This is a genomic window from Nocardioides albidus, from assembly GCF_006335005.1.
Classification (GTDB): domain Bacteria; phylum Actinomycetota; class Actinomycetes; order Propionibacteriales; family Nocardioidaceae; genus Nocardioides; species Nocardioides albidus.
The window spans coordinates 42,803-60,583 of sequence record NZ_VDMP01000021.1; the positions used below are offsets into that span (position 1 = coordinate 42,803).

Genomic DNA, 17,781 nt, shown 5'->3' on the forward strand with positions numbered 1-17,781 from the left:
GGGCCTACCCTGACAGACCGTCGGCCTCCGGTGTCGTGCGGAAGGACGGCGCCCGGCGCTCGCCCCACCACGACCCGCCGTCGTCGGTCCAGTGGTCGGCCGGGTCGACGTCGGGATGCTCGGTCACGAGGGCGAGCAGGTCCGTCGCGGAGTGGGCGTTGCCGGGCGTGGCGGCGGCCAGGAGGGCCTCGTCGCCCTGGTCCTCGCTGAGGTCGGGAGGGACGACGAGCACCCGCAGGACGCTGCCGTCCGCGGTGGTCAGCTCGATGGTGTGCGGCAGGTCCGCGTCGAGCGGTCCGGCCTCGACGCTGCCGCCGGCGACCGGCACCCGGTCCGGCGGGGGCGCGTCCCAGTCCGCCGTGAAGACGAGCGCGCGGACGATCCGGCCATGCTCGGCGGGGAAGTGATCGACCAGATCGGCCAGCTCCACGGCCAGATCGCGGCTCCGCGGCCACCAGCCGCCGTCGAGACGGTCGGCGCCCCCGGCGCGTCCCATCCTCAGGCGCAATGTCATGACGCCCCTTCCGATCGGACCCTTGTCGCCACCCTAGCCGCGCGCACCGCGATCCCGGACCGGTCTCAGCCGGTCGCGGTCGGCGACTCCGGCCGCGAGCCGCCGGTGGGAGCACCGGCCATCAGCGCGGTGATGGCCTCGCGGTCGCGCTCGCACACGCTGCCCCAGCCCGGCTGGTAGCCGACCAGCTCGCGCAGCGAGAGCGTCTCGCGCTGCGCGAAGAGGATCTCGATGTCGCCGGCGTCGATCAGGCCGGGGTGCACCACGCCGCAGGTCTCGCTGACCTTGAGCAGGTCGCGGCGCAGCGTCTTCACGTAGTTGGCGTAGCGCACCGCCTTCAGCGCCGGGTCCAGCCCGTGCGCCAGCCAGGGGTTCTGGGTCGCGACCCCCGTGGGACAGGTGTCGGTGTGGCACTTCTGCGCCTGGATGCAGCCGATCGACAGCATCGCCTCGCGACCGACGTTGACCAGGTCGCAGCCGAGCGCGAGCGCGACGATCGCGTTGTCGGGCAGGCCGAGCTTGCCGGAGCCGACGAAGGCCACGTCGTCGGCGAGGCCGGCGCGCGCGAACGCGGCGTACACGCGAGGGAAGCCGAACCGGAAGGGCAGCGAGACGGAGTCGCTGAAGATCATCGGCGCCGCGCCCGTGCCGCCCTCGCCGCCGTCCACGGTGACGAAGTCGACGCCGCGGTCACCGCGGGCCATGGCGGCGACGAGGTCGTCCCAGAAGTCCATCACCCCCACGGCCGCCTTGATCCCCACCGGAAGCCCGGTCGCGTCCGCCAGGAGCTCGACCCAGTCGAGGAGGCTGTCCACGTCGGAGAACTCCGCGTGCCGCGACGGGCTCACGCAGTCCTTGCCCTCCTCCACGCCGCGGATCTCCGCGATCTCCGCCGTCACCTTCGCGCCCGGCAGGAGCCCGCCGAGACCCGGCTTCGCGCCCTGGCTGAGCTTGATCTCGATCGCGCGCACCGGGGCCCCGGCGACCACGTCCTTGAGCCGGTCGAGGTCGAAGCGCCCGCGACTGTCGCGGCAGCCGAAGTAGCCGGTCCCGATCTGCAGCACCAGCTCTCCACCGTTGCGGTGGTACGGCGACAGGCCGCCCTCACCGGTGTTGTGCAGGCAGCCCGCCAGGGCGGCTCCCCGGTTGAGGGCCTCGATGGCGGTGTGCGAGAGCGAGCCGAAGCTCATCGCGGAGATGTTGACCAGCGACGCGGGCCGGAACGCGCCCCTTCGTCCGCGGGCCGCGCCCACGACCTTGGCGCACGGCAGCGGCGTCTCCTCCCCCGCGTGGGAGCCCGACGGCGGAGCGGTGTCGCCGAAGGTGCGGTGCTTGATGATCGTGTAGCCCTCGGTGTGCTCGACGTCGTTGTCGGTGCCGAAGCCGAAGTAGTTGTTCTCGAGCTTCGCCGAGGCGTAGATCCAGCGTCGCTGGTCGCGGGAGAACGGCCGCTCCTCGTCGTTGCCGGCGACGATGTACTGCCGCAGCTCGGGACCGACGGCCTCCAGCAGATAGCGCGCGTGGCCCAGCACCGGGAAGTTGCGGAGCAGCGCGTGCTGCCGCTGGCGCAGGTCGCGCGCCGCCAGCCCGGCGATGCCGGCGAGTGCGGCGGCCGGGATCGCCCGCGCCCATCGGTTCATGGGCTTGCGCTACCCGACGCGGCACGGGCCATGCCCGTCCGGGCTCCGGAGGCTCGTCCGGCACAATCCATGACCGTGCAGGTGCGCCACGTGACCGGGTCGATCGCCGACTTCCACGCGCGCCCGATCCCGGACGACCTCGCGGAGGCGGAGGTCTGGTCCTTCGAGCCCGACGGGCCGGCGCTCGTCCTCGGCAGCGCCCAGGACCACACGACCGCGGACGCCGCCGCGACCGCCGCGGCCGGCGTGGACGTCGTACGCCGCCGCAGCGGTGGCGGCGCCGTGCACGTCGACCCCGCCCGGTGCGTGTGGCTCGACGTCGTCGTGCCCCGCCACGACCCGCGGTGGAGCGACGACCTCCGGGAGTCGGTCTACTGGCTCGGCGAGGCGTGGCGGCGGGCGCTCGCGACCCTCGGCGTGGAGTCCGAGCTCTACCGCGGCGGCCTCGAACAGACCCCGTGGGGGCGGTTGGTCTGCTTCGCCGCCCTCGGCCCCGGCGAGGTGCTCGTCGAGGGCCGCAAGCTGGTGGGGATCTCGCAGCGGCGCACGAAGGCGGGGGCCCGCTTCCAGTGCATCGCCTACGACCACTGGGACCCGTTCGACGTCCTCGACCTGCTGCAGATGACGAGCGCCGATCGCGCGGCCGCCGGCGCCGACCTGCGCGACCGGGCGACCGGTGTCGGCTCCCGTCTGACGGAGCTCAGGAAGGCGGTCCTCGGCGAGCTGGTTGGCGACAGATCCATGCACTGACAGCATGGGTGCATGGAGCTGGACACGATCCGCGCATTCCTGGCGGTGGCCGACGGCAGCACGGTGACCGAGACGGCGGATCTGGTCCACCGCACGCAGCCCGCGGTCTCGCGGGCCCTCGCGCGCCTCGAGCGGGACGTCGGCACTCCGCTCTTCCAGCGCGTCGGGCGCGGCCTGGTGCTCACCCCCGCCGGCCGCGAGCTCGTCCATCACGCCCGCGAGACCCTCGACTCCTACGAGCGCGGGGTCCGCTCGGTGCAGGACATCACCGCTCCCGACGGGGGCTTCGTCCCGGTCGCCTTCCTCCACACCCTCGGCACCTGGCTGGTGCCGGAGCTGATCCGCACCTTCCGCGCCCGGCGCCCGCAGGTGCGCTTCGACCTGCGCCAGCACGGCGACGCCGGCCTCGTCGACGACCTGCTGGGAGGCGCCGTCGACCTCGCCATCACCGGCGACCTCCCGGAGCCGGGCCAGCTGGAGAGCCGCCGGCTCTTCCTCGAGCCGCTGCGCCTGGTGGTGCCGCCCGACCACCGGCTCGCCGCCCGGCGTACCGCCCGGCTCGCGGACATGGCGGACGAGCAGTTCATCGTGCTCAAGCCGGGCTTCAGCCTGCGTGCCGTCACCGAGGACCTCTGCGCCGAGGTCGGCTTCACGCCGCGGATCGGCTTCGAGGGCGAGGAGGTCGAGACGCTGCGCGGTCTGGTGTCCGCTGGTCTCGGCGTCGCGCTGCTGCCCGAGCCCCGCGGCGGCGCCTCCCCCGCGGCACCGTCGCTGCGGGTCAAGGACGTCCGCGCCTTCCGCGAGATCGGGCTGGCCTGGGTCCGCGACCGGACCCTGCCCCCCGCCTCGGCACACTTCCGCGAGCACGTGCTGCGCACCAGCCGGAAGATCCATGTGTCTGACACATGATTCGTCTCTCATCTAGTCATTGGACGCATAGCGAACCGGCACCGGAGGATGGTGGTGCCCGTCACCCGCCGACCTGAGGACACCCGATGAGCGACATCGACCCCGCCGAGACCCAGGAGTGGCGCGACGCGCTCGCTGCCGTCCTGGAGTTCGAGGGCGAGGCGCGCACGAAGTACCTGCTGGACCAGGTCCTCGAGGAGGCCCAGCGCCTCGGCTCCCGTGTGCCGTTCGTGGCCACCACGCCCTACGTCAACACCGTCCCGGCCGACGGCGAGCCGCTCCACCCGGGCGACCGCGAGGTCGAGCACCGGATCCGCTCCGCGATCCGCTGGAACGCGCTCGCCATGGTGCTGCGCGCCAACAAGGACTCCACCGAGCTCGGCGGCCACCTCGCCAGCTTCCAGTCGGCGGCCACCCTCTACGACGTCGGCTTCCAGCACTTCTGGCACGCCCCGACCGACAAGCACGGCGGCGACCTGGTCTACGTGCAGGGTCATCTCTCCCCCGGCATCTACGCCCGGGCCTTCCTCGAGGGCCGGCTCACCGAGGCCCAGCTCGACAGCTTCCGCCAGGAGACGGGCGGGAACGGCCTGTCGTCGTACCCGCACCCCTGGCTGATGCCGGACTTCTGGCAGTTCCCCACCGTCTCCATGGGCCTGGGCCCGCTGATGGCGATCTACCAGGCGCGCTTCCTGAAGTACCTCCACGCCCGCGGCCTCGCCGACACCGCCGGCCGCAAGGTGTGGGCCTTCCTCGGCGACGGCGAGACCGACGAGCCCGAGTCGCTGGGCGCGATCTCGATGGCCGCGCGGGAGAAGCTCGACAACCTCGTCTTCGTCGTCAACTGCAACCTGCAGCGCCTCGACGGCCCGGTGCGCGGCAACGGCAAGATCATCCAGGAGCTGGAGGGCGTCTTCCGCGGCGCCGGCTGGAACGTCGTCAAGCTGATCTGGGGCTCGACCTGGGACGAGCTGCTCGCCAAGGACACCACCGGCGCCCTCAAGCGCCGGATGATGGAGTGCGTCGACGGGGAGTACCAGACCTTCAAGTCCAAGGACGGCGCCTACGTCCGCGAGCACTTCTTCGGCACCGACCCCGAGCTCAAGGAGATGGTCGCCGGCTGGAGCGACGACGAGATCTGGCGGCTCACCCGCGGCGGCCACGACCCGCAGAAGGTGTACGCCGCCTACGCCGCCGCGAACGCGCACACCGGCTCCCCCACGGTCGTCCTGGCGAAGACCGTCAAGGGCTACGGCCTCGGCGCCGCCGGCGAGGCGATGAACATCAGCCACCAGGCCAAGAAGGTCGCCGAGCCCGCCCTGCGCGCGTTCCGCGACCGGTTCTCCATCCCGATCGGCGACGAGCAGCTCCTCGACCTGCCCTATCTCTCCTTCCCGGAGGGCTCGGAGGAGCACGCCTACCTGCACGCCCGCCGCAAGGAGCTCGGCGGCTACCTGCCCCAGCGGCGGCGTACGTCGGCCCCGCTCACCGTCCCCGGCGTCGAGGCGTTCGCCGCCCAGACCGCCGGGTCCAAGGGCCGGGCGATCTCGACCACGATGGCCTTCGTCCAGATCCTCACCAAGCTGCTGCGCGACCCCGAGGTCGGCCGGCGGGTGGTCCCGATCGTCCCCGACGAGGCCCGCACCTTCGGCATGGAGGGGCTCTTCCGCCAGGTCGGCATCTTCTCGCAGAGCGGCCAGCTCTACACGCCCGAGGACGCCGACCAGCTGATGTTCTACAAGGAGGACGCCAGCGGCCAGATCCTCCAGGAGGGCATCAACGAGGCCGGCGCCATGTCGTCGTGGATCGCCGCCGCCACGTCGTACTCCACCAACGACGCCCCGATGATCCCCTTCTACATCTACTACTCGATGTTCGGCTTCCAGCGGATCGGCGACCTGGCCTGGGCGGCCGGCGACATGCGCGCCCGCGGCTTCCTCCTCGGCGGCACCGCGGGCCGGACCACGCTCAACGGCGAGGGCCTCCAGCACGAGGACGGACACAGCCACCTCCAGGCCGCCACCATCCCCAACTGCGTGGCCTACGACCCGACGTACGCCTACGAGCTGGCGGTGATCGTCGCCGACGGCCTGCGCCGGATGTACGTCGAGCAGGAGGACGTCTTCTACTACCTCACCTTGATGAACGAGAACTACGAGCACCCGGAGATGCCCGAGGGCGTCACCGAGGGGATCCTCAAGGGGATGTACCCGCTGCAGCGGGGCAAGGGCCGCGGCGCCGCGAAGGTCGACCTGCTCGGCTCGGGCACGATCCTGCGCGAGGTGCTGGCCGCGGCCGACCTGCTCGCGAGGGACTTCAAGGTCAAGGCCGACGTGTGGAGCGTGCCGAGCTTCACCGAGCTGCGCCGCGACGGTCTCGCGGTCGAGCGGTGGAACACCCTGCACCCCCTCGAGGAGGCGCGCACGTCGTACGTCGAGCAGTGCCTGTCCGGCGCGAGCGGGACCGTGATCGCGGCGACCGACTACATGAAGTCCTACGCCGACCAGATCCGCGCCTTCGTGCCCGGCAGCTACACCGCCCTCGGCACCGACGGCTTCGGTCGCTCGGACTACCGCCGCAACCTGCGCCGCCACTTCGAGGTGGACCGGCACTTCATCGCCGTCACCGCGCTCCGCCGGCTCGCCGACCAGGGCGCGGTCGCGCCCGAGGTCGTCGCCGAGGCGATCGAGAAGTACGGCATCGACCCCGACCGGGCCGACCCGGCCCACGCGTGAGGACAGTAGAAGTGGACAACTCCGTGGACATCCGCGTTCCCGACATCGGTGACTTCTCCGACGTACCCGTCATCGAGGTGCTCGTCGCCCCCGGCGCCGTCGTACGTGCCGAGGACCCGCTCATCACCCTGGAGACCGACAAGGCCACCATGGAGGTGCCCTCGCCGGTCGACGGCACCATCGTGTCGATCTCGGTCGGCGTCGGCGACACGGTCAGCCAGGGCACGGTGATCGCGGTCGCCGCGACCGCCGCCGCCGAGCCCGCACCGGCTGCCGCGGTCGCGGAGACCCCCGCGCCGGTGGTCGAGGAGGCCGCGCAGAGCGCCCCGGTGGCCGAGGCGGCCGCCCCGACCGCTCCGGTCGGCCGTCCCGAGACCCCCGAGGCCGACGGCCTGCGCGCCACCCCCCTGGTCCGCCGCCTCGCCCGCGAGCTCGAGGTCGACCTGACCGCCGTCAGCGGCAGCGGCCCGAAGGGCCGGGTCACCAAGCAGGACCTGCTCACCCACTACGACCGCAGCGTGGCGCCCGCGGCCGGCGGTTCCCCCGCGGGTGCGGGGATCCCGCCGATCCCGGAGGTCGACTTCTCGAAGTTCGGGCCCGTCCGGCGGGTCCCGCTCTCCCGGATCAAGAAGCTCTCGGGCCCGCACCTGCACCGCTCCTGGCTCAACGTCCCGCATGTCACCCACGCCGACGAGGCCGACATCACCGAGCTCGACGCCTACCGTCGCGAGCTCGACGAGCAGGCGAAGGCCGACGGCTACCGGGTGACTCTGCTCAGCTTCCTGATGAAGGCGGCGGCCTCGGCCCTGCGCAAGCATCCCGAGGTCAACAGCTCGCTGTCCGGCGAGGAGCTGGTGCTCAAGGACTACGTGCACGTCGGCGTCGCCGTCGACACCCCCGACGGACTGATCGTCCCGGTCGTGCGCGACGTCGACCGCAAGGGCATCCTCGAGCTCAGCCAGGAGCTCGGCGAGCTCTCCGCCCGGGCCCGCGACGGCAAGCTCAGCGCCGCCGACCTGCAGGGCGCGACGTTCACGATCAGCAGCCTCGGCGGCATCGGCGGCACGCACTTCACGCCGATCGTCAACGCACCGGAGGTGGCCATCCTCGGCGTCGTACGCTCGAAGATGGCTCCGGTGTGGGACGGCGAGACATTCGTCCCGCGCCTGATGCTCCCGCTGTGCCTGTCCTACGACCACCGTGTCATCGACGGCGCACTGGCCGCCCGCTTCACCGCCCACCTGGCGCACCTGGCCGCCGACGTACGACGCTTGGCCCTCTGACACCCGCACAGCCGACTGCAGGAGGTCTCATGTTCTCGAAGGTCCTCGTCGCCAACCGGGGCGAGATCGCGATCCGGGCCTTCCGGGCGGCGTACGAGCTGGGAGCGGCCACGGTCGCGGTCTTCCCCTATGAGGACCGCGGCTCCGAGCACCGGCTGAAGGCCGACGAGGCCTACCAGATCGGCGAGCGCGGCCACCCGGTGCGGACCTACCTCGACCCGGACGCGATCGTCGCGGCGGCGGTGGCGTGCGGCGCGGACGCGATCTATCCGGGCTACGGCTTCCTGTCGGAGAACCCCGCACTGGCCGAGGCCTGCGCCGCCGCGGGGATCACCTTCGTGGGGCCCTCGGCCGAGGTGCTCACCCTGACCGGCAACAAGGCCCGTGCGATCGCCGCGGCCAAGGCGGCCGGCGTACCCACGCTGGCGTCGGTGGAGCCTTCGACCGATGTCGAAGCGCTCGTGGCGGCGGCCGAGGCGATCCCCGCGCCGCTGTTCGTCAAGGCGGTCGCCGGCGGCGGTGGCCGCGGCATGCGCCGGGTCGACGACCGGGCGCAGCTGCGCGAGGCGATCGAGACCTGCATGCGCGAGGCCGAGGGCGCGTTCGGCGATCCGACGGTGTTCATCGAGCAGGCCGTGGTGGACCCGCGGCACATCGAGGTGCAGATCCTCGCCGACGGCTCGGGCAACGTGATGCACCTCTTCGAGCGGGACTGCTCGGTGCAGCGGCGGCACCAGAAGGTCGTCGAGATCGCGCCGGCGCCCGGCCTCGATCCCGAGCTGCGCGAGCGGATGTGCGCCGACGCGGTGCGCTTCGCCCGCGAGATCGGCTATTCGTGCGCGGGCACGGTCGAGTTCCTCCTCGACCCCGCCGGCAACTACGTGTTCATCGAGATGAACCCGCGGATCCAGGTCGAGCACACGGTGACCGAGGAGGTCACCGACGTCGACCTGGTCCAGGCGCAGCTGCGGATCGCCTCGGGCGAGACCCTCGCCGACCTTGACCTGTCCCAGGACACCGTGCGGCTGCGGGGCGCGGCGCTGCAGTGCCGGATCACGACCGAGGACCCCGCCAACGGGTTCCGGCCCGACACCGGCACCATCACGGCCTACCGCTCCCCGGGCGGGGCGGGCGTGCGGATCGACGGCGGCACGACCTTCACCGGTGCCGAGGTCAGCCCGCACTTCGACTCGATGCTCGCCAAGCTGACCTGCCGCGGACGCACGTTCGAGGACGCGGTCGCCCGTGCGCGGCGGGCGGTGGCGGAGTTCCGGATCCGCGGCGTGGCCACGAACATCCCGTTCCTGCAGGCGTTGCTGGACGACCCGGACTTCGCCGCGGCCTCGACAGGCTCCGTGACCACCTCGTTCATCGAGACCCATCCCCAGCTGCTGACCGCCCGCGCGTCGGGCGACCGCGGCACCCGGCTGCTCACCTACCTGGCCGACGTGACGGTGAACCAGCCGCACGGTCCGGTGCCGGTCTCGGTGGCGCCCGCGGCGAAGCTGCCCGCGGTCGACCTCGCCACCGCGCCGCCGGACGGGTCGCGCCAGCGGCTGCTCGAGATCGGACCCGAGGCCTTCGCCGACGAGCTGCGCGCCCGGTCGGGGGTCGCGGTCACCGACACGACCTTCCGCGACGCCCACCAGTCGCTGCTCGCCACCCGGGTGCGCACCCACGACCTCCTCGGCGTCGCCGGGCACGTCGCGCGGACGACCCCCGAGCTGTGGTCGATGGAGTGCTGGGGCGGGGCGACGTACGACGTCGCGCTGCGCTTCCTGTCCGAAGACCCGTGGGACCGGCTGGCCAGGCTCCGCGAGGCCGTCCCCAACATCTGCCTGCAGATGCTCCTGCGCGGGCGCAACACGGTCGGCTACACGCCGTACCCGACCGCGGTGACCGACGCCTTCGTCGAGGAGGCCGCCGCCACGGGCATCGACGTGTTCCGGATCTTCGACGCGCTCAACGACGTCGAGCAGATGAGGCCGGCGATCGAGGCGGTGCGCGCCACCGGGACCGCGGTCGCCGAGGTCGCGCTGTGCTACACCGGCGACCTCTCCTCGCCGTCCGAGGAGCTCTACACGCTCGACTACTACCTGCGCCTCGCCGAGCGGATCGTCGACGCTGGCGCGCACGTCCTGGCGATCAAGGACATGGCCGGGCTCCTGCGCGCGCCCGCGGCTCACACCCTGGTGACCGCGCTGCGCGGGCGCTTCGACCTGCCGGTGCACCTGCACACCCACGACACGGCCGGCGGCCAGCTCGCCACCCTCACCGCCGCGATCGCCGCGGGCGTGGACGCCGTCGACGCCGCCACCGCCTCCATGGCCGGCACCACCTCGCAGCCGCCGCTCTCCTCGCTGGTCGCGGCGACCGACCACTCGCCTCGGTCGACGGGGCTCTCCCTGTCGGCCGTCAACGCGCTCGAGCCCTACTGGGAGGCCGTACGCCGCCTCTACGCACCGTTCGAGTCCGGGCTCCCCGCGCCGACCGGCCGCGTCTACCGCCACGAGATCCCCGGCGGCCAGCTCTCCAACCTGCGCCAGCAGGCGATCGCGCTCGGCCTCGGCGAGAAGTTCGAGCAGGTCGAGGACATGTACGCCGCGGCCAACGACATCCTCGGCCGCGTCCCCAAGGTCACCCCGTCATCGAAGGTGATCGGCGACCTCGCCCTCGCGCTCGTGGCCGCCGGCGCCGATCCCGCGGCGTTCGAGGCCGACCCCTCGTCGTACGACATCCCGGCGTCGGTCATCGGGTTCCTGCACGGCGAGCTCGGCGACCCGCCGGGCGGCTGGCCCGAGCCCTTCCGCTCCAAGGCGATCGCCGGGCGGCCGTGGAGCCCGCCGGCCGAGACCCTGTCCGCCGAGGACGAGGCTGGCCTGGTCTCGGACCGCCGAGGGACCCTGAACCGCCTGCTCTTCCCCGGCCCGACCCGCGAGTTCGCCGAGGCGCGGGCGAGGTGGGGCGACCTGTCCGTCGTACCGACCACGGAGTTCCTCTACGGCCTCCAGCCCGACACCGAGCACGCCGTCGACATCGACGAGGGCAAGCGGGTCCTCGTCGAGCTCGAGGCCATCAGCGAGCCCGACGAGCGCGGCTACCGCACCGTCCTGGCCCGTCTCAACGGCCAGATCCGCCCCATCTCGGTGCGCGACCGCTCGGTCTCGGCCGAGGTCGCCGCCGCCGAGAAGGCCGACCCCGCCCAGCCCGGCCACGTCGCCGCACCCTTCCAGGGCGCGGTCACCGTGACCGTCGCCGAGGGCGACGAGGTGGCGGCCGGCGACACCGTCGCCACCATCGAGGCGATGAAGATGGAGGCCGCCATCACCGCGCCCATGGGCGGAACGGTGAAGCGGCTCGCCATCCGCGGCACCCAGGCCGTCGACGGGGGCGACCTGATCCTCGAGCTGGCCTGACCGCGATCAGTAGTACCAGGGAAAGCGTGGCACGCTCAGCGGGTGTTGGTGGGCATCGACGGCACTGTGCCGCTGACCTGCGGAAACGTGATTGGCGGCGTTGGCCGTCGACGGCCACAAGCGATTCTCCTGCCACGCTCTTGCTACGCACGCGGGCGGCCCATCCGGCGTCACTACCCTGTTCATCATGCCCGTGCCGAAGGTCGTCGACTCCTTCCGCGCGTGCGTCGCGTTCAAGTCTCTCCAGACGCGCTGGGCGATCAAGAGCCGCTGGCGGCGACTGCGCGGTCACCATGGCGCGTTCAAGCATGGTGAGGTCAGCGGCCGCGCCGCTCACCTCACCGATCTGTGGGATCGGACCTGGCCCGTGGCCAGTCCCCTCGGCTACGAACTGCGGGGTGCGTACAGCGACCGATGGGTCCGGTTCCACAGCCTCCCCGAGCCGAAGCGGTACGCCGACAGTGACGCTGGGTGCGCCGAGATCCTCCGACGCCATCGCACGGTCCTTCGAGAACTCCACGGCTCGGCTGACCTGACCGACCTCTGGGTGATCGCCGTCGACTGGGGCTCGGATGACCTCGCCGCCGGGTGGTCGAAAGGCCGCCTGCCGTCGGCCTGGCCCTGGCAGAGGCGGCAAGCCGAGGATGACCCCGACGCCGCCTTCAACTACTTCTGGGCCTCGTCCGGTTTGGCGGACGCCAGTATCGACTCTCTGTTGCTCGCGGCCGCCGACGACGAGGGCCGTTTCGTCATCGGGGCTCCCGATCTTGAGTGGCTCTACTGCCCGTACGACGGCGGAGCCGACGTTCTACTCCCGAGCGCCGTCGAGCGCGACGCGCTCATGAAGCGCCACGCCGACTGGCTGTCGGCGCATCCTCAGGGACTCTGACCTGTGACCGATGGCGGAGCTCCGAGGAAGAGCGTCCCGTCGCAGAGCTGACCGAGCAACACTGTCCCTTTGTCTCTTAATAAGTGACAAAGGGACGCCTGCGCCCGTAGACTTGACACTTAATAAAGGACATACGGACATGACTTCCCTCTTCGCCACCCCAGACCCGGATCTCGAAGACCAGCAGGCCATCGGGGAGATCCACGAAACGCGCGCATCGCTCGCGGACTACCTACGCGCACCCAAACGCTGGAACGGACTGCTCCGACGCACCTCCACAGCGCGCGCTATCCAGGGCTCCAACACCATCGAGGGCTACACCGTGAGCGAGGAGGACGCCGTCGCGGCCGTCGATGACGAGCCTCCGCTGAGCGCCGACGACGCGACCTGGCTCGAGATCATCGCCTACCGCCGGGTCCTCACCTACGTCCTCAACGTGGCAACGGAGCCAGGCTTCGTGATCGACGAGGCTGTCCTCCGGTCGATGCACTTCATGCTGCTCGATCACGACCTGTCCAAGACACCCGGTCGCTACCGCACCAAGGAGATCTTCGTCCGCGACGACAAGCGCGGCGTCAACGTCTACGCAGGTCCGGACGGCGATCTGGTACCGGAGTTGATGCGTTCGCTGTCCGAGTCGCTGTCGACGCCCACAGCCGACGATCCGTTGGTGCGCGGGGCGATGGCCCACCTGAACCTCGTCATGATCCACCCCTTCCGCGACGGAAACGGGCGCATGGCCCGCGCCCTCCAGACGATGGTGCTCGCACAGGACCAAGTGGTCGAGCCGACCTTCTCCAGCATTGAGGAGTGGCTCGGCAACAACACCCAAGACTATTACGACGTCCTTGCAGCGACCGGGCACGGTGCTTGGAACCCTGGAAACGATGCGACGCTTTGGGTGAAGTTCAACCTGCGGGCGCATCACATGCAGGCTCAGACGATGCGCCGCCGATTCGACGAGGCCGAGATCCAGTGGCGCAAGATCGACGAACTGGTCGCAGAGCACCGCCTCAACGACAGGATCGGCGCAGCGCTCTTCGATGCATTGATCGGGTTGCGCGTGACACGGCCGTCCTACGTGAAGCTCACCGAGTTGGACGAACGGACCGCCACACGAGACTTGGTCAGCGCCGCCAACATCGGCCTCCTGGAAGCACGAGGCGAGCGGCGCGGTCGCCACTACGTCGCCGGCGAACCGCTCCGGCGGATCCAAGCCGCGCTGAGGGCGGACCGCAAGCCCTTGGACGATCCCTATCCGACACTCATCGGCGAGATCCGGCGAGCGCGGCCGTGAAGACACCGTCTAACAACCCCGTAGGGACAGCTGCCCATCGAAATCATCGGCGTCCGGTTGACGGGGTGTGTTTCCGATTAGGAAGCCGTCGACCCAGCGCGTGGCGTCCGGCAGCGCGTCCGACATTTCGCTCTTGGAGACTCTGAAGCTCGCCTGATCCGTCTGGCACCAGGCGGCTATCCGGCCCGGGAAGGTCCGCCATTGCTCACACAGGACGTAGTCGCGTTCGCCCGGGTGATTGCGACATTCGAACCAAAGTGGCTCTTCCAAAGCTCGAATGGCTCTACTGCCCTTACGGGTGGGCCCCGACGTTGTCCCTCAAAGTGCGTTCGAGCGCGACGCCCTCAAGGCTCGTCATGCCGGCTGGTTGTCTTCGTACCCAGGCGGTCTCTGACGATGACACTGCGGCATGCACCAGCCTCGATGCGCTGCACGAACTCGTCGACCCAGGCCACGGCGGCACCCACGTCAGGCAGTACGTCCATGTCCTCGATCACGGTCTCATACAGCGTGTCCCAACCGGCACCAGACTCGATGGTCGGCGGCCATGGTTTCTGGCGCCGGTAGTCGAAGAGCTGGATGCACGTGGCCTTGACCTGCGCGAGGTCGAGGTCTGCGCCCTTGTCGAGCAACTGAAGGTCGACGAGGTCGCGCACTCGCGCGCTGCCAGGCGGCCGAGACCGCATGCAGATTCTGGACGACCTGGTGATCGGCATGCATCACCGGCCCCGGCTTGGGCGCCTTCGAGACCGACCTCGGTGAAGAGCTGCACCAAGCCGCCGGCGAGTTGGTACTCCGGCTCCTCGAAGTCGCTATGGAACCGAGCCAACGGCTGCACGCGAGCAGCGTGGAGATCCTGGGTGAGTTCACAGTTGAGCGAACGGCGGGTGCGGCCCAGACCAATGTCAGAGCCGCACTCGTCAGTGACTCAAGATTCAATGCCCCGGTTCTTCAGGTACCGGGCGGCCACGATCACACCTGTCAGTGAACCAAGAACCACCATGCTCCAGCGAAGTGCTGGGCTGTGATTCAGCCAACCCAGCTGAGCGGCGAGCGCGATCAAGCCGGCCACCAACGCACCGCTCAGCATGCCTGCTGCAACCGATTCCAGTTGAAGTCGCCATTTCTGACGAGGCTGCCTATCCACTAGCGCCACTTGAGGACGAGCTTGGGCTCCGTCGAACCGTCCGCGGGCGATTCTTGCCACGCATCTGCCACGCATGAGGCCCGAACATGCCTCTGACCTGCACAAACGCGCCAGATCAGTAGTACCAGGGGGACGATTCGAGGGGTTCTTGGGCCTTGGTGACTGACACTGGACATGACCGGAAACTCTGTCTGACCTGCGCAAACACGCCCGCCCGTTCGTTGATCGTCGATGGCCAGCAGTGGTCGTTCCGGGACCTTCTGCGGACTATCTGCGGACCGCAGGCGGCTGGTCGTCGTCGCGCCCTCGTTAGTACCAATGCCGCGGAACGAAGCAGTGAGAACACCTTTGGGCGAGGTCACCAGACTTCCGGAACGTGGACTACGCGGGTCCTTCTGATCCGCATGGCTCTGCTGGAGCGTCCGGCGCCGACGACCATCATATGCGTTTCACCTGACCACCGAAGGTCAGGGACGTCCCCAGAACCGGTCCTCGGCTACGCCGTTCTCGGAGAACAGGTGCACCTCGACGATCTTGCCGTCACGGACAGTAAGCAGGTCCACTCCGGTCATGTCCATCGACGCCCCATCGCGGCGGCCGGTGAAGCGCACAGGCACAGCAACCAGCTCGCCGTTGACCATGGCCGGGCCCGTCACCGCGAGCTGGAAGCTCCTCTGGCTGGACGACGGGCCGCTTCGGTTCGGCGCGCTCCGCGAGAGAGTCGACGGCATCAGCGGCAAGGTCCTCACCGAGACCCTGCGCGACCTCGAGCGCGACGGGACCTCACCCGCACTATGTACAACGAGATGCCACTCCGCGTGGAGTACGAACTCACCGCCCTCGGCCAGACCCTGCGCAAGCCCCTCGCCGCGCTCGGGCAATGGGCCGAAGAGCACATCGAGACAGTCCTACGCGCCCGCGACGAATACGACAGCCGCTGAAGACTGCAATCTGTGCGCCGCGGTGAGCACGCCCTCGATCCAGCGATTCAGTGTCCTCACGAGATAGCCATAGGCGGAGACAATCAGGCCCGGCTCGAGCTAAGTCATCCTCCAGCGAGAAGCGAGACGGCCTTGTCGGGGGACAATTCGAGGGCCTTCTGGGGCTTGACGACTGCCGCTGACGGTGATTAGAAAACACGGCCAGACCTGCGCGAACACTGCATGCCGGCCGATGATGGTTGATGGTGAAAATTCGTGGTCCCGTGACGACCATCTGCCGACTGCCGGCTCGCCCCGGTCGCGTGTCGGCGCCGCCCGCCGGGAGCGATTTCCGCTCCCGGCGACCCGCCTCTCCGACTCCGGGTGGGCCGGCCAGGCCAATGCGACGCCAGGAAGGAGCGCTCTACCTTCTGAGGCGAGCACGAGCTCGGTTGCCACTGCCTCTGTCGTGGGCGACGCCACAGGCGTCCGCCCACGACGACCACCATGTTGCTTGGCGGCACTCGTGGACCCGCAGGGTCCGCTCTTCAGCCGGCGAAGGAGGCGCGGCCCTGCATGGCGGAAGTGCCGAGGTCACTCTTGGGCAGCGCGGCTCCAGCGGCGACGGCCTCCGCCCAGGCTTTGGTGCTGGCGACCGCTGCGAAGTTGGAGTGCAGCAGCACGAGCAGGGCCTGGTGCAGCTCGTCGGCGGAGACCTTGCCCGCCTCGTTGGCCAGGTGGATCGCACCGCTCGCATCAGAGAGGATCTCCGCAGCCAGGCCGAGCTCCTCGGCGCCCACCGCTGTGGCGATGTCGCAGTTGTTGGTCATAAAGCCGACGATGGTGATGGTGTCGACCTCCTGCTCGAGCAGCCATGCGGCGACGTCGGTGCCAGCGAAGACGCTGCCCTTGTCCTTGGTCACCCGCTTCCAGGAGGGCTTCAGGCGCCGCTCGATCTCGGGGCGCAACGACCAGCTGTGACTTCCGACGGCGAAGACCGGCGCGCCCTCGGGCAGCTCGTGCTGGACGACGACCACGGGCATGTCCTGGCGCTCCGCGGTATCGAGCGCGGCCAGGATGTTGGCAAGAGACTGCTCGCGTGACGGGGACTGGATCTGGAGGATGCCGTCGAAGTACTCCTGCTGGACGTCGACGACGATCAGCGCGCGGCGGGGCGTGGACACAGAGACTCTCCTGCTTAGGTGGGTGGGGCCTTCCCCTCCACTCTGGTCGCTGCGAGGCGGTACCGTGAGTGGCACGAAAGACGACCTTCGATGAGATCGGGCCACAATGCGCATCGTCGTGCACGCCTTCGACGGCATAACCATGTTCCACCTTGCCGCTCCGCTGCTGGTTTTCGGCGAGGTCAGCCGCCTCGGTCTGGCCGAAGGATGGACTCCCGTCGTGTGGACCGAGGACGGGCACGGCATCCGGACCGCCGAGGGGCTCCGGGTCGAAGCCGTCGCAGGACCCGACGTCGTCGAGGACGCCGACCTCGTGGTGATGCCGTCGTGGCCGAGCGACCTCCCGCCAACCGACGCGGTCCTGGCCGACAGGATCCGCGCCGCGCAGGCGCGGGGCAGCCACATCGCAGGGCTGTGCCTCGGAGCCTTCCCCGTCGTGGACAGCGGGGTCCTCGACGGAAGGGATGTCGTCACCCACTGGGGCGCGGTCGAAGAGCTCGCCAAGCGACGCCCGGATGTGACCGTCACGCCGGCAGCGCTCTATCGGGACCACGGCGACGTCCTCACATCCGCCGGCACGGCGTCGGCAATCGACGCGTGTTTGTCGATCGTGCGCTCGCAGCTCGGATCGACCGCGGCAGCCACCGTCGCTCGCCATCTCGTCGTCGCGCCCCAGCGCGAAGGCGACCAGGCTCAGTACGTCGACCGCCCCATACCGGCGGCGGGGGGCGTGGGCGACCTCGGAACCACAATCGACTGGGCCCTCGCCCACCTCGATGAGCGACTCTCGGTCGACGACCTGGCAGCCCACGCCCGGATGAGCCGGCGCAACTTCACGCGCCGATTCGCGGAGGTCACCGGCACAACACCAGCACGATGGGTCCTCACTCGTCGTCTCGACGAAGCTCGCCGCCTCCTCGAGACGACGACCTGGCCGATCTCCCGCATCGCAGAAGAGTGCGGCTTCAGCAGCGTCGTGACCTTCCGGCAGAACTTCACTACAGCGTTCGCGACGACGCCGACTTCCTATCGACGGCGATTCGCGCCAGCTGGACCATAGGCGTCACCGGTTGCGAGCCGCGCCAGTCCTCCGCGAG

The 17,781-nt window shown here is 70.1% G+C and carries 14 protein-coding genes and 1 pseudogene; 10 read left to right on the top strand and 5 right to left on the bottom strand.

The window, feature by feature from the left end:
- Positions 1-4: 4 nt before the first annotated feature.
- Both FHP29_RS07920 and FHP29_RS07925 read right to left on the bottom strand, forming a co-directional pair.
- On the bottom strand, positions 5-514 hold the full coding sequence (locus FHP29_RS07920) for a DUF5994 family protein (protein WP_139622332.1): 510 nt from the start codon (positions 512-514) through the stop codon (positions 5-7).
- Between the two features lie 65 nt (positions 515-579).
- Positions 580-2,154: an FMN-binding glutamate synthase family protein gene (locus FHP29_RS07925; protein WP_139622333.1), complete on the bottom strand. Its 1,575-nt coding sequence runs from the start codon at positions 2,152-2,154 to the stop codon at positions 580-582.
- Positions 2,155-2,223: 69 nt separating this feature from the next.
- On the opposite strand from FHP29_RS07925, the gene FHP29_RS07930 reads away from it, so the two are divergent.
- The 7 genes from FHP29_RS07930 to FHP29_RS07960 all read left to right on the top strand — a co-directional run bounded on the left by FHP29_RS07930 (position 2,224) and on the right by FHP29_RS07960 (position 13,433).
- Positions 2,224-2,904: a lipoyl protein ligase domain-containing protein gene (locus FHP29_RS07930; RefSeq protein WP_158296515.1), complete on the top strand. Its 681-nt coding sequence runs from the start codon at positions 2,224-2,226 to the stop codon at positions 2,902-2,904.
- A 12-nt stretch (positions 2,905-2,916) separates the two neighbouring features.
- Positions 2,917-3,813: a LysR family transcriptional regulator gene (locus tag FHP29_RS07935; RefSeq protein ID WP_139622335.1), complete on the top strand. Its 897-nt coding sequence runs from the start codon at positions 2,917-2,919 to the stop codon at positions 3,811-3,813.
- A gap of 86 nt (positions 3,814-3,899) precedes the next feature.
- Positions 3,900-6,548, top strand: coding sequence for a pyruvate dehydrogenase (acetyl-transferring), homodimeric type (gene aceE, locus FHP29_RS07940; RefSeq protein ID WP_139622336.1), 2,649 nt, complete (start codon positions 3,900-3,902; stop codon positions 6,546-6,548).
- 11 nt (positions 6,549-6,559) lie between these two features.
- A complete protein-coding gene (locus tag FHP29_RS07945; RefSeq protein ID WP_139622337.1) occupies positions 6,560-7,831 on the top strand; it encodes a 2-oxo acid dehydrogenase subunit E2 in 1,272 nt (423 codons plus the stop codon).
- Positions 7,832-7,860: 29 nt separating this feature from the next.
- Positions 7,861-11,247: a pyruvate carboxylase gene (locus tag FHP29_RS07950; protein WP_139622338.1), complete on the top strand. Its 3,387-nt coding sequence runs from the start codon at positions 7,861-7,863 to the stop codon at positions 11,245-11,247.
- Between the two features lie 187 nt (positions 11,248-11,434).
- Positions 11,435-12,136, top strand: coding sequence for a DUF3885 domain-containing protein (locus FHP29_RS07955; RefSeq protein ID WP_139622339.1), 702 nt, complete (start codon positions 11,435-11,437; stop codon positions 12,134-12,136).
- A 139-nt stretch (positions 12,137-12,275) separates the two neighbouring features.
- Positions 12,276-13,433, top strand: coding sequence for a Fic family protein (locus tag FHP29_RS07960; protein WP_139622340.1), 1,158 nt, complete (start codon positions 12,276-12,278; stop codon positions 13,431-13,433).
- 344 nt (positions 13,434-13,777) lie between these two features.
- On the opposite strand, the gene FHP29_RS07965 is transcribed toward FHP29_RS07960, so the two are convergent.
- Positions 13,778-14,089, bottom strand: coding sequence for a hypothetical protein (locus FHP29_RS07965; protein WP_139622341.1), 312 nt, complete (start codon positions 14,087-14,089; stop codon positions 13,778-13,780).
- 958 nt (positions 14,090-15,047) lie between these two features.
- Entirely contained in the window at positions 15,048-15,221 is a 174-nt protein-coding gene (locus FHP29_RS22615; protein ID WP_139622342.1) for a nuclear transport factor 2 family protein, read from the bottom strand.
- Here FHP29_RS22615 and FHP29_RS23105 point away from each other — a divergent pair.
- Together FHP29_RS23105 and FHP29_RS23110 are read left to right on the top strand one after the other, a co-directional pair.
- Positions 15,220-15,309: pseudogene (locus FHP29_RS23105) on the top strand (hypothetical protein); the annotation flags it as partial. The gene FHP29_RS22615 and the pseudogene FHP29_RS23105 sit on opposite strands and share 2 nt — an antisense overlap.
- A gap of 65 nt (positions 15,310-15,374) precedes the next feature.
- Entirely contained in the window at positions 15,375-15,521 is a 147-nt protein-coding gene (locus FHP29_RS23110; RefSeq protein ID WP_476703663.1) for a winged helix-turn-helix transcriptional regulator, read from the top strand.
- Positions 15,522-16,048: 527 nt separating this feature from the next.
- Here the strand turns inward: FHP29_RS23110 and FHP29_RS07980 are convergent.
- On the bottom strand, positions 16,049-16,684 hold the full coding sequence (locus FHP29_RS07980; RefSeq protein ID WP_139622343.1) for an isochorismatase family protein: 636 nt from the start codon (positions 16,682-16,684) through the stop codon (positions 16,049-16,051).
- A 106-nt stretch (positions 16,685-16,790) separates the two neighbouring features.
- On the opposite strand from FHP29_RS07980, the gene FHP29_RS07985 reads away from it, so the two are divergent.
- Positions 16,791-17,744, top strand: coding sequence for a GlxA family transcriptional regulator (locus FHP29_RS07985; RefSeq protein ID WP_139622344.1), 954 nt, complete (start codon positions 16,791-16,793; stop codon positions 17,742-17,744).
- Positions 17,745-17,781 lie beyond the last annotated feature (37 nt).